We start from the raw sequence: 12,697 nt of genomic DNA, 5'->3' as shown, positions 1-12,697 counted from the left end.
GGCGAAGCCGCAATGGAGTAGACGTCACCGTGACTGGCCTTGTTAGCTATTTCACTCGGGGCGCTCTGCAAATTGAGGTAAGTCATCCTGAATGTCGTCCCATGCTGCTTTACTCGCCACAAAAATATGACTCACCTTTTCTATTGCGATCTCATCATCCAAGGTCCCCACTCGAAGCCGCAGAATTTCCGGCATCGACATACGCTTACTGTATATTGGGGAACCACAATTTTCACAGAAGAAACGCTTGGCGTCCTCTGAAGACGCATAACTTCGTAAAAGATTCTCTCCCGACAACAATTTGAAGTCAGACGACTTAACTGGAGCATTCAAAGCAAAAGCAGAACCATTAGACTTCCGGCATTTCCCGCAGTGACAAAACATAGCAGGGCTAAGCTCACCATCAATCTGGTAACGGATACCACCGCATAGACAACTTCCTTTCAAACTCATGACACCCTCTCTTTTTGGTAGCTAACATTTTGTTAACGCGCATGCTCGTTTATACAATAAGCCGTGCATGCGCGTTATTCTGTTTAGTCTTTATAAGGCCTATAACTCTAAACGCTTGATATTAAAGGGTTAAATAGAATTCTCATATGCTCTCTCGCTGTTAGAGCAAGCGTGCGCGTTTTTCTAAATAACCGTGCGTGTCAGAGAGGAAGTAAAGGCGGGTTTTTCGTCATCCATGACTGCATTGACTACAGACTAAGCTATTCTTCCAGCATTTCCAATAATATTGACCTTGATACGAGCCTCCATGCTTTTGATTCGCGTGCTCTTTACAAGGGGAAGGTCGAAGCTAAGGAACGAAGCAAGACAATGCGCAAGCGAATTGAATTGCATGGAGGCTGGTTGTCTGAGGCGTTGGGTGGTTTGTGGTTGACGGACTAAAGTCGACCTACAGAAGTTCGAGGATTTGGCGTCTATGAGTTAATTTTCATCTGACCCCGATTACCTCAAGGCATGGTGCAAGCACTCGGCGTCTTCATTGATACCCTACTAATCTGTACCGCAACGGCACTCATGATTTTGCTCTCCGGTGTATTAGGCAACGGCGAATCAGGCATCGTACTAACGCAAACTGCCCTGTCTCATCACATTGGTGATACTGGCCAATACTTCGTCGCGATTGCGATATTCTTCTTCGCCTTCACCTCCATCATCGGTAACTACAGCTACGCAGAGAACGCACTCACCTACCTTAAATGGGCGAGTGAACCGGGCATCTTCGTTTTACGCGTACTTGCTCTGGCTATGATCCCTTGGGGCGCATACGAAAGTGTCGCGATGGTGTTTAACGCCGCCGATGCAGCGATGGGCTTAATGGCAACCATCAACCTAGTCGCCATCGTCTTGCTCTCTGGCCTAGTCGTAAAACTGACCAAAGACTACTTCACCCAAAACAAAACCCACACGCCTGTGTTTAATCCAGATGATTTCCAAGAAGTACAACAGGACATCGATCTAAGCGTTTGGAATGAAAAGCCAAAGCAGGATTGATGGTGTTATAAGCTATTAGATTTGGTGATGAAGCCCGCCTTGTGCGGGCTTTGTTTTTGGAGATAGGTTAGTGGAGTAATTGTTAATGCCGCGCTTGAGGTCAAATGGGAGTAGAGGTTTGGTATCCCTCTTACTAATATTGTTAGCCACACACAGCATGTTTAATACACTTAACTCTAGGGTCAGAAAGAATTGGCCCTTTGAGTATTAAAATATGAGCATTAACATGCTCTCGATACAAAGCATACTCTCCAACTACCTCATAAGGTATTAGCAATGCGTCGATTACATCAAAGTTCTCGTTGTATACCACAGCCGCCAGTTCATCGAAGTCTTTTTCATCGTACTTTCGAATGGCACTAAGTTGCCTAGAGTTGTTTTTGGGAGTAACTCTTCGCCCCTTTATCTGAACTCGAACACCAGCCTTACTTACTCCGTCGTATCCCGCCTTGGAGTTAGCCTCAAGCTCAAGGTCTAGTGCATTTGCCACAAGCCATTCTGTGTAATCACCCAATGGATTATTCTGGGTTCTCACTACACCTCTGTCTTTAAGCTCATCGGTGATTGAAGCTTGTAGCTGTAGCAGCTCTTTAACTTTCATTTCTTTGAGGTGCACTTGAGTCCTCTTCTAAGTTGTTTGGTCAGATAAAATCCGATGAATTTTCATCTGACCCTGATTACTCTGGTAATGTAACGCTGACGTAATAGGCGCGAGCTTGCGAGCGATTTAATGCGTTTGTTATACATAAAATGTCGAAAAGAGAGTCGCGGCACCTAATGAACATATGTCAGTAACAACTAAAACAACAATAGCTTTGAATAGAAGAACTGTCCCGCCGTTAAAGCCATAAAACCTGTATGCATAGGCGGGGACACCGATGAATCCAATCAAAGCGCAGAGAATAGGGTACATTTTAAGCTCTCTGTGCCCATTTTCTCTTCCATGCTGTTTACACCATATGATCAGACAAATATCGAGAAATATTATGTGGGCAGTGAGCGTAAACTCTTGAGTGCCCCATGTAATATGAAAGTATTCGTCTACTACCTCAGATATGATAAATGAGACAAAGATTATGAAAACAGTTTTATAGGATGATTTCATGGTTTGTTTATAAAGCCTCAAACATCGGCTTGGTGAAGTTAGCGGCTTTTTGGAACAAAAAAAGGTGACAGCTTTATCAAGTCCATGTGCTTTGAATTGTTATACCGTTCTACACCGTTCAAATATAATCTTCTCTAATATATCCCACGGATTGCTTATAAATGCCGCCTGCAATAACTCGTTTTCGGTTATTGAAACCAGATTTAGATTGATTTCATGACTCGTAGAATTTAATTTATTTTCTATATCTATTATATTTTTAGATATAAAAAAAATGGCGTTGCAAGCAATTTTAAATTTTCCTGCCTCTGTAAGCCATGCATTAATTTTTTGATTGACGCCTTCATCGTCGACAATTGGAACAATCAAAATTTTTGGTTTGATATTAGAAAAACAAGGCGTGTCGTAATGATGCGTTATCCAAAATGCCTCTTGGCTTACATGCCACTCCCACTCAAGGAATGGAAACCCTAGAAATATATCGCTAAGCGTTAAATCCTTTCTTTCTTTTCTTAATTTTTTTTCTTTCTCAACACGAATAAAGCTCGCAATCAAGGTAGTAGTTATATGTGCAAGCTCTTCTGCGTCTATATAGAGAGATTCTAATTCAAGCACCTCTTTCTTCTTTGTAGATTCTATTCGTTTTCTAATCCTACGCAGCAACGCTGCAAACTGTTCTTCCTCAATTTCTGATCTTTTAAGGTCTGCTTTTAATTCTTCAAGACGAAAAATTATACATGAATCAGACTCCTCTCCTCGACATATATCGCGGACAACAGACTGGAGAACATAAAAAGATGACAATGGGCCACACCCCATATAAATGGAGTAATAGCCCATGATAGCAGCACAACTGTGTTCTACAACTTCCTTAATTGAGTAATACAGTGCCCCATAGTCTGAAACCTCTTGGGCGGCCTTAGCTTTTCTATTGTTAAGCTTATACCGCTCATAATGATAATTGACTGTTTGAAACTCTCTGACTGTTGGAGAAAACCACGGGTGAGGGGGTTGCAGTGCCATCTCTTTTGATAGTGCAATCAATACAGAATAATGGATTCTGTAAAGATCTAAAGCATGAACTGCATCGATTATCTTCTCTGCCATACGTCGCTGCATACTTTTGGAAGCGACCTTCTTAAGTGGAGCGCATGAAATTTGAATGCCTGCATCTTTCATGATTAAACGATAAACGTCAGGTATTACAACATCCAAAAAATACGAAATTGCAAGATCTTTTTCAACGAGTTCATTTCCTTCTGGGTCGCCAACAACTTTTATAATTGTTTCCGTCCCATATCTGCGAATATAAGATTCGGCCCAAGCCTCAATTTCGTAGTCTTCCCACCGGTCGCCATCCAATGAATAAAGAGATTCAGTAACACATTTTCTGACGAAAGAAGATTTGACCACAGTTTCTTGTTCATTTTTTTGCGAGACAACTTTATTCGAGGCATCTCCAACTGCCTGAATAGCGACTCCAATTGGAATTCCGATCTTGCCCATTGATTCAATGATTATTGAACTTCTGAAGGGTTCAGGATCTTTTTTTGTATGAGACTGCACTCCAGTCACATACCTTCCTACAAACTCATCAATTGAATTAAGTTTGTTGTCAATTACTTTATACAACTTGAAATCGGATCGTTTGATTTCATCTATATCAATGATTAGGTCACGACCAACAGTGATATTTTGATTTCCCTTTACACTAATTTTGTCCATTCGTCATATCTCGACCAGCGGTAACATTTTGATTGCCCCGAACATTAGCAATACCAGATTTGCTGTTAGATATTTTTACAACTTTCGAAGCGATAAATAAGCTTACTATAAAAGATGTTATCGAGCAGATACTCCCTATTACTCCAAATATTTCAAAAAAGGTCATTTTTCCTCCCTAGGTATAACGCCACAATAACCGAGCGGATCTAAGCGTGGTATTGTGATCAAAGCGAACCACGCTTAGCGGAGTCCGGTTGATTGTTTTGTTAAATGTCACACCTGATACGCTCATATTCGGTTAGATTAGTCTGAGTTTCACATGGTGATTTAAATTTTACCTGTGATTGCGAAAGAGCCACCTTCAGTTGATCACATAGAGAACATTCTTTTTTCTCGGAATAAACATCGATAAAGTAGCTGCCACCCATTTGCTGTTTGTCATTTTCCCATGTAGTGGTATTCCACTCGATTAGAGCGATGCCATAGGTATCAGAGCCACTCGACGGGTACCAGTAAGCATGTTTATAGTAAAAGAACCGATCTCCTTCGGAGGCGTCTTTTCTGTTTTCTCTTGGACCTAGCGTGCTATCAATTTTGTCGATTGCATCTAGTACACTTTTCACTTCATATTCATTAGATGGGACCACAAGAACCAGTTTTGGTGAAGGACCACCTCCGCCAAACAGGCTATATTTAGCTAGATAGTAAAGTCCCGCTGGTATCGCAACCAAAGCGAAAATTACTGACATCGTAATTATGACTGTTCTTCTACGCACGATACTCTCTTGGACATTTAACATTTTATTAATGCGCATGCTCGTTTATACAATAAACCGTGCGTGCGCGTTATTATGAGTTTTTCCCTTACCAAAAAAACCGTAAGATGTTGATTTTAAAGAATATATTTTTAAAAAAGCATTTTAGGCATGTAGAAACACGCATGCTCGTTTTGATAAATAACCGTGCGTGTCAGGGAGGAAGTAAAGGCGGACTTTTCGCCATCCATGACTGCAGTGGTTTAAGACTAAGCTATTCTTTCGACATTTCCAATAATATTGATCTTGATACGAGTCTCCATGCGTTTGATTCGCGCGTTCTTTAATTCTGACAAGGTCGGAGCTGAGGAACGAAGCAAGACAGACGCAAGCGAATTGAATGGCATGGAGGCAGGTTGTCTGAGGAGTTGGGGTGGTTTGTGGTTGACGGACTAAAGTCCGACCTACAGAAGTTCGAGTATTTACGGTGGCCTCTAAGTCTCCATACGTTTGATTCGCGTGCTCTTTACAAGGGGAAGGTCGAAGCTAAGGAACGAAGCAAGACAATGCGCAAGCGAATTGAATGGTATGGAGGCAGGTTGTCTGAGGAGTTGGGGTGGTTTGTGGTTGACGGACTAAAGTCCGACCTACAGAAGTTCGAGGATTTGCGTTTATCCGCGACTGTCGGACTGAAGTCCAACCTACAGAAGTTCGAGGGTTTGGCGTCTATTGATAACACACTAAAAAGCCGCCGACTTCGGCGAAGTGGGCGGCTTTTAAATGGTTGTTACAGGGATCAATGCAGCGTTAACGCCCCGTTTTCACATCGCTCCATAAGCGGACCATCAATCGCTCGATACGCATACCGCGGACTTTTTGCGCAAACATCTTAGCTTTCACTTCTGCCGGTGGGTAAATCCCCTCATTCGTGCGAACTTCTTCGTCTTGCAGATCCATCGCGTCCAAATTTGGGTTGGCGTAGGCCACGTAATTGGAGATATCCGCAATCACTTCAGGCTGTAGCAGGTAATTGATGAAGTCATGCGCCGTGTCTTTGTTTTGCGCATCTTTTGGAATCGCCAGCATGTCAAACCACACTTGGGTGCCTTCTTTTGGAATGCTGTATTCGATGTTGATGCCGTTGTCCGCTTCAATGGCGCGATCTTGCGCTTGGATCACATCACCAGACCAGCCAATTGCGACACAGGCATCGCCATTCGCCAGCGCACTGATGTATTGCGACGAATGGAACTGGTTCACATAAGGGCGCACGCTTTTTAGAACCTCGACCGCTTCACTATCCAGCGCATAATCCGATGGGTTACGGCTATTCGGATCTTTGCCAAGGTAATTTAGCACTAACGGATACAGTTCATCTGGCGAATCGAGGAACATCACGCCACACGCTTGTAGCTTCTCCATGTTTTCTGGTTTGAACACAAGATCCCAGCTGTTCACCGGCGCATCATCGCCCAGTACTTCTTTGACTTTGTCGACGTTATAGCCGATCCCTGTCGTGCCCCAAAGGTATGGCACACCGTATTGATTCCCTGGATCCACGGCTTCCAAAAAGCTCAATAACTCAGGGTCGATGTGTCGTAAGTTGGGTAACTTCGACTTATCCAACGTGTCAAAAACACCCGCTTGAATCTGACGCCCCATAAAAGATGCCGTCGGCACGACCAAGTCATACCCCGAGTGCCCCGCCAGCAACTTGGCTTCGAGCACTTCGTTACTATCAAAGACATCTTCAATCACTTCCGTCCCAGTTTGGGCTTCATAATTGGGGATGGTGTCTTCGGCGATGTAGTCCGACCAATTATAGAATTTCAGTGTCTGCGCCATCACGGGTGTAGCACTCACCCCCAACGCACAGATCACGCCAGCGACGGGTAACAAACGATGGGTGAATCGACTCTTTTGTGTCATGTTTTGGTTCCTTTTATGATGCGTATGATAGTGAAACAGTATGTCATTACACGTTTAACAATAGGTGCTCGCGCTCCCATGAGCTAATCACTCGGTTAAACGTTTCAAACTCACTGCGTTTGACCCCCATATAAGCGGTGACAAAGTCTTGCCCTAGAATTTCGCACAACGGTTCGCATTCTTCCAATAGGCGCAACCCTTCTTCTAGGGTACGTGCAATCTCAACTTCTGGGTATTCCAACGGTGGCTCATTCCCCTTCACCGGGTCGGTTGGTTTGAGCTTTTGCTTCATCCCAAGATACCCACACGCCAGCGTCGCGGCGATAGCAAGATAAGGGTTACAGTCCGCGCCTGGGAATCGGTTTTCGATGCGCGTTGCCTGAGGCGGCGCATAAGGAATCCGCAAACCTGCTGTACGATTATCAAATCCCCAATTCATGTTGATCGGTGCCGCCATCTCGGGTGAGAAGCGACGATAGGAATTCACATTCGGGGCAAAAAACGAGATGGCATTCGGGGTGTATTGTTGTAACCCACCTAAGTAGTTGTAAAACAGCTCGCTGGGCTGACCGTTGTCATCAAACACGTTTTTGCCCGTCTGGCTGTCTACCAAGCTTTGGTGGATGTGCATGGAGCTGCCGGGCTCATTCTTCATCGGTTTTGCCATAAACGTTGCGTACACGCCGTGCTTGAGTGCGGCCTCGCGCAAGGTTCGTTTAAACACAAACACCTGATCCGCTAGATCCAATGGGTTGCCGTGGATAAAGTTAATTTCCATCTGCGCGGCCCCTGATTCATGAATCAAGGTATCTACGTCTAAGTTTTGCGCTTCACAATAGCTGTATAGGGTATCAATGATGGTGTTGAATTCATTGACCGCATCGATGCTGTAGGAGCGACGTGATGTCTCACGTTTACCCGAGCGACCTGCTGCTGGCTTTAGCTCATAGTCTGGGTCGGTATTGGGTTGAATGAGATAAAACTCTACTTCCGGCGCAATCACGGGTTGCCAACCTTCTCGTTCATACAACGATAAGATGTGGCGCAATATGGTTCGGCTGGCCAGAGGGTGCAATTTACCATCGGTGGTATAGCAATCATTGATCACCTGCGCCGTAGGCTCATCCGCCCATGGCACCATGCGTATGGTATTCGGGTCTGGCTTCAACACCATGTCTCGGTCACTGGCATCAACGATGTCATAATGATTATCCGCCCAATCGCCCGTGACACTTTGCACCAGCACGGTCTCAGGGATACGCCCTGTCTTTTCTGCCAAGAATTTGAAGGTCGGATAAAACTTCCCACGCGCATTCCCTGTCATATCGGCTAGGGTTGATTCGACCTCTGTAATTGCATGCTCTTTTAAAAAAGCTTCAAGCTCTGTCATAACTCACCTTACGTTGTCTGCCTTGCTCATCAACATGGCAGTAAATTCCTATTGCGATCTTTTTATATTTGGTTATGCTTTGCAATAAACCGAATAATGATTCGGTTTAAAACATATTTTAGTTTGATTATTAAATCAACACTTTGTTAAAAATAGGTGCGATTTTGTAATAATCATTAAGCATAAGCCGATCAATCATTCGGTTATTGAGTTCTAATTGTTGTCATAGGAGTGCCCTCTTGAGCACACATGAAGCGTCTTACTATGCGGCCACCGCTAAAGCGTATAAAGACCGATCTCAACTGATCGGTGACCACGAAAGCGATATTTGCATCATTGGTGGAGGGTTCACAGGGACCTCTGCGGCCTTGCATTTAGCGCAAGCGGGTTACAGTGTCACACTCCTAGAGGCCAATAGAATTGGTTGGGGAGCGTCTGGCCGTAACGGTGGGCAAATCTGTCAGGGGCACAATATGGGCCACGCAGACATGGTAAAGCAGGTCGGCAAAGAGGTGGCAGACAGATTATGGCAAACCTCGGTGGATTCCGTAGAGCTGGTCAAGTCTTTAGTCAACACTCACCAAATCGATTGCGATCTCACACCAGGCGTACTGCATGTTGCCAATAAAGCGAGTCACGTCCGTGATATCCAAGCGGCAGTGGATTACAAACGCACCACGCTGAACTACGACGGCGTCGAGTATCTTGACGCCAAAACCGTCGCAGAGAAGCTCGGCACAGATCGCTATCACGGTGGCGAATGGTATAAAGACGGCGCTCACATCCATCCGTTAAACTTCGCTTTAGGGCTTGCCCGTGCGGCGGAGTCACATGGTGCCAAACTGTATGAAGACTCCGAAGTTACCGAATACCGTGACGGCCCTCGTCCAGTCATCTCAACCGCAAAAGGGCGCGTCACATGCCGTTATGTGTTATTTGCCTGCAACGGTTATTTGGGGCACCTCAACCGGCCTGCCGCCCGCAAGATCATGCCCATTAATAACTTTATCATCGCCACAGAGCCCTTACCCGACGCCATAGCGGATCGAATCAATCCTGATCGCATCGCCGTTGCCGATTCCAAATTTGTGGTGAATTACTATCGTCTTTCCAAAGATCGACGCATGTTATGGGGCGGAGGGGAAAACTACAGCCCTCGTTTCCCAAGAGACATTGCAGGCTTTGTTAAAAAACACATGTTGGCCACCTACCCTGAGCTTAGCGAATACGCCATTGATTACGCGTGGGGCGGTACGTTAGCGATTACCCTCAACCGCATGCCACATATTGCCCGCCAACAAGAAAACGTCTTCGTGGCCCAAGGGTATTCTGGGCACGGCGTCGCCTTGGCCACTTATGCGGGCGCTATTTTTGCTCAAGCCGTGCAAGGGTCGGTGGAAGGGGTCGATGCATTTGAACGATTGCCGATGCGAGATTTCCCCGGTGGTACGTTACTACGTTGGCCAGGCCTCGTAGCCGGCATGCTCTACTACTCGATGCTCGATCGTTTACCCTAACTAATGAAGGCAGGTAGACGTCGCATAAGCATACCCAGCGTGAAATCGGGTGTGTATAATTTAGACACTCGATTCACCGTCAATAGCTAAAAGGATGCCACCCCCATCATGGCCAAAACCCACGAGACGATGAAAACCATGCAATCTGTTTCTCCGCGCAGCGAGCCAGTTCAGTCTCGTTCAATTAAGCGCACCCAACAGATCTTAGAAGTCACCAGTGAACTGCTTGAAACCGTTGGCCTGAACGACCTAAATACCGCGATCATTGCGAAAGAAGTCGGCATCTCGGTAGGCTCGCTTTATCACTATTTCCCCAACAAGCACGCCATTTTGTATGCCATGGGCAAATCTTGGTTGGATAGCATCGAAGTCGTCTTAAAAGAGATTCAAGAGTGGGATTTGGAGGCGCTGAGCCTGTCTGAATTCATCGACCACGTCGTCGACATTAACCTACGCACCTATCGCCAGCAACGCGCCGTACTGCGCTTAGTACAGGCCATGTTCTCGGTGCCGGAATTACGCGAACTCGACGAGCATCACGACGCCATGGTGATCTCACAAATGGCAAAAGTGTTTAAGCGCATCGGTTTGAAAAAACATATCCGAGAGCGAGAACGAATCGCCCGCCTGTATCTTGAAGTGACTCACAGCACCTACTTAGTCGCCGTGAATCAAAATGAGCGCCGTGCCGCGCGCACCTTGGCGGATCTAAAGTTAATGCTAACGAGCTTATTGGCGCATCACTTTAGCCGAGAGGATTAGGCACTTTAAAAACCCTGTACACAAAAGAGCCCTTGAGGTCGTGGGACACTCAAGGGCTTTTTTACGACGGAGTCGTTAGCTTTTAAAATAGTGCATGTTTTCTTTTAGCTCGCTAGTGAGCTGCTCTAATTGAGTCGCCGTTTCCGCGTTTTCATACGCTAAACTCACCATCTCTTTGGCATTATTATCCACTTCTTCGGTATTCATACTGATATCACGCGTAACACTCGTTTGCTCTTCGGTCGCGCTGGCAATTTGTGTTGCTCGGTCACTAATGCCAGTGATCAACTGTTTGATGGCATCAAAGTTTTCTCGTACTACGCGCACCTCATCAACACTTTTTTCCACTTGGTCATGACTGCGCTTAATTTGCTTAACGGCGTTGCCACTGCTGCTTTGCAAGTTTTCAATCATGCCTTGGATTTCTTCTATCGAGCTGTACGTACGCTGACTTAATACGCGCACTTCATCCGCTACCACGGCAAAGCCACGCCCTTGCTCGCCTGCACGCGCCGCTTCGATCGCAGCATTGAGCGCCAACAGGTTGGTTTGCTCAGCAATGTCAGAGATCGTATTGAGGATAGAGTTAATGTTCTCTGCATCTTGGCTCACTTGCTGGATGACGGAGGATACCGAGCTCACTTCCGTCGCGAGTTGTTCGATACTATGCTGGCTGACGCCTACTTGCTTTTGACCGGACTCACTGGTCGATACCGCGTTGTCAGAGTCTTTTGCCGTATCGAGAGCTCTGCCTGCGATTTCTTGCGTTGCTTGCGCCATCTCATGGACGGCTGCCGCGACCATTTCGATGTTTTCTTGCTGTGCTTTAAGCCGCTCTAAGCTGTGACCTGAGGTGCTATTGATCGAGCTTGCTTGCATCGTCAGGCGATCGCCGATGGCTTTGACACTATTGATGGTACCTTGTAAGCGCTCGACGAATTGGTTGAACGCGGTCACGAGGTCAGCCACTTCATCACGGCTATTCACTTCCAAACGAACCGTCAAATCCCCTTCACCATGCGCGATATCTTGCAGACGCCCAGTTACGGTACGCAGATCTTTCAATAGCCATTGCGACACTTTGAAGATAATGATCGCTGCGATTAAAAGTAGTACCGACACGGCAATGGTAGCGGTTTGAGCAAATGCGGAAATAGGAGCCATCAGTATTTCTTTGTCCATCACTAACGCGACGACCCATCCAGTCTTTTGAAGCTCTTGCAAATACGCGAACTTAGCATCGCCTGCGACGCGAACTTCCTTGAATTGAGGCGCCTGCATAGCGTTTTTTATGTCGTTCTTGGTTAGCCCATATCCAATCTCATCAACATTTTTTAGGATCAAGTCCTTATTTTGAAGCGCTAACACCACACCCGATGGATCCGTTAACAGCAGCTCACCATTACCGAGTACGTTTAATTCAAGAATACGATCCAACAAATCGTCTAAGAACACCAAACCGCCAATGGCACCCACGAACTTACCATTCACGATCACAGGTTCAACGAACGTCATCGATAGTTTTTTCGTCGAGGCTGAAATGTAGGGGGCTGTGACGTACGTTCGCTTGCTTGCCTTCGCATCCTTATACCAAGAGCGAACACGCGGATCATAATCTGCGCTATTCAGACTCGGATCATGGCGATACATATGGCCGTTCTCTAACCCTAAAAAGGTCATCCCAAAATTTAAGCTGGATTGAGCTTGTTGCAGCACTTCTAGAATGTCTGCCTCATTCTCACCATTCTGCTGTAGTACCTTTTCCAGACGACTACGAACCGTCGCAATCGTCTGTCCGCGGTCTTCGTACCAATTAGATAAATACACACTGATGGCAGATGCCTGCGATGAAGCCTCAGACTTTATGCTCACTTGGGTGGTTTCATTGAACTTCATGAATGCCAACCAACCGATCGATAGAGCGACAACTAGGGTGGCAATCAAACCTTGTAACATGATTTTTGTTTGTAGTGAGAGCTTCATAATAAAACCTTCTTATAATTAGAGTCGC

Annotated in this window: 11 protein-coding genes; 4 read left to right on the top strand and 7 right to left on the bottom strand. The window is 45.8% G+C overall.

Translation table 11 applies throughout. The features are described from left to right. Positions 1-51: 51 nt before the first annotated feature. The gene (locus DN730_RS05350) at positions 52-453 is read right to left on the bottom strand and encodes a GFA family protein (RefSeq protein WP_115467081.1); all 402 of its coding nucleotides are present in this window, start codon (positions 451-453) and stop codon (positions 52-54) included. A 171-nt stretch (positions 454-624) separates the two neighbouring features. Between DN730_RS05350 and DN730_RS05345 the strand changes: the two genes are divergently transcribed. Together DN730_RS05345 and DN730_RS05340 are read left to right on the top strand one after the other, a co-directional pair. Further along, a complete protein-coding gene (locus DN730_RS05345) occupies positions 625-894 on the top strand; it encodes a hypothetical protein (protein WP_115467080.1) in 270 nt (89 codons plus the stop codon). Positions 895-966: 72 nt separating this feature from the next. Next, positions 967-1,503, top strand: a complete 537-nt coding sequence (locus tag DN730_RS05340; protein WP_245957894.1) for an alanine:cation symporter family protein — start codon at positions 967-969, stop codon at positions 1,501-1,503. Between the two features lie 142 nt (positions 1,504-1,645). Here the strand turns inward: DN730_RS05340 and DN730_RS05335 are convergent, their stop codons facing one another. From DN730_RS05335 to DN730_RS05305, 5 genes are all read right to left on the bottom strand, one after another. After that, positions 1,646-2,119, bottom strand: coding sequence for a DUF6998 domain-containing protein (locus tag DN730_RS05335; protein WP_115467079.1), 474 nt, complete (start codon positions 2,117-2,119; stop codon positions 1,646-1,648). Between the two features lie 588 nt (positions 2,120-2,707). Continuing rightward, positions 2,708-4,333, bottom strand: a complete 1,626-nt coding sequence (locus DN730_RS05325; RefSeq protein WP_115467077.1) for a hypothetical protein — start codon at positions 4,331-4,333, stop codon at positions 2,708-2,710. A gap of 266 nt (positions 4,334-4,599) precedes the next feature. Beyond that, positions 4,600-5,109 carry a hypothetical protein gene (locus tag DN730_RS05315; RefSeq protein ID WP_147290560.1) on the bottom strand — a complete coding sequence of 170 codons (510 nt, stop codon included), beginning with the start codon at positions 5,107-5,109 and terminating at the stop codon, positions 4,600-4,602. Between the two features lie 786 nt (positions 5,110-5,895). Beyond that, positions 5,896-7,017 (bottom strand): extracellular solute-binding protein, encoded by a 1,122-nt coding sequence (locus tag DN730_RS05310; RefSeq protein WP_115467074.1) that lies wholly within the window; start codon positions 7,015-7,017, stop codon positions 5,896-5,898. Positions 7,018-7,063: 46 nt separating this feature from the next. Continuing rightward, complete coding sequence (locus DN730_RS05305; protein ID WP_115467073.1) at positions 7,064-8,407, bottom strand: glutamine synthetase family protein; 1,344 nt, start codon at positions 8,405-8,407, stop codon at positions 7,064-7,066. A 239-nt stretch (positions 8,408-8,646) separates the two neighbouring features. Here DN730_RS05305 and DN730_RS05300 point away from each other — a divergent pair, with 239 nt between their 5' ends. Beyond that, positions 8,647-9,924 carry an NAD(P)/FAD-dependent oxidoreductase gene (locus tag DN730_RS05300; RefSeq protein WP_115467072.1) on the top strand — a complete coding sequence of 426 codons (1,278 nt, stop codon included), beginning with the start codon at positions 8,647-8,649 and terminating at the stop codon, positions 9,922-9,924. A 108-nt stretch (positions 9,925-10,032) separates the two neighbouring features. Then, on the top strand, positions 10,033-10,686 hold the full coding sequence (locus DN730_RS05295; protein ID WP_115467071.1) for a TetR/AcrR family transcriptional regulator: 654 nt from the start codon (positions 10,033-10,035) through the stop codon (positions 10,684-10,686). Positions 10,687-10,761: 75 nt separating this feature from the next. Here the strand turns inward: DN730_RS05295 and DN730_RS05290 are convergent, their stop codons facing one another. Further along, entirely contained in the window at positions 10,762-12,669 is a 1,908-nt protein-coding gene (locus DN730_RS05290) for a methyl-accepting chemotaxis protein (RefSeq protein ID WP_115467070.1), read from the bottom strand. Between the last annotated feature and the right edge of the window lie 28 nt (positions 12,670-12,697).

It is taken from the genome of Marinomonas piezotolerans, from assembly GCF_003362755.1.
GTDB classification, from domain to species: Bacteria; Pseudomonadota; Gammaproteobacteria; order Pseudomonadales; family Marinomonadaceae; genus Marinomonas; species Marinomonas piezotolerans.
Note: the sequence above shows the minus strand (reverse complement) of the source record. Positions and strands in the feature narration are given on the sequence as shown.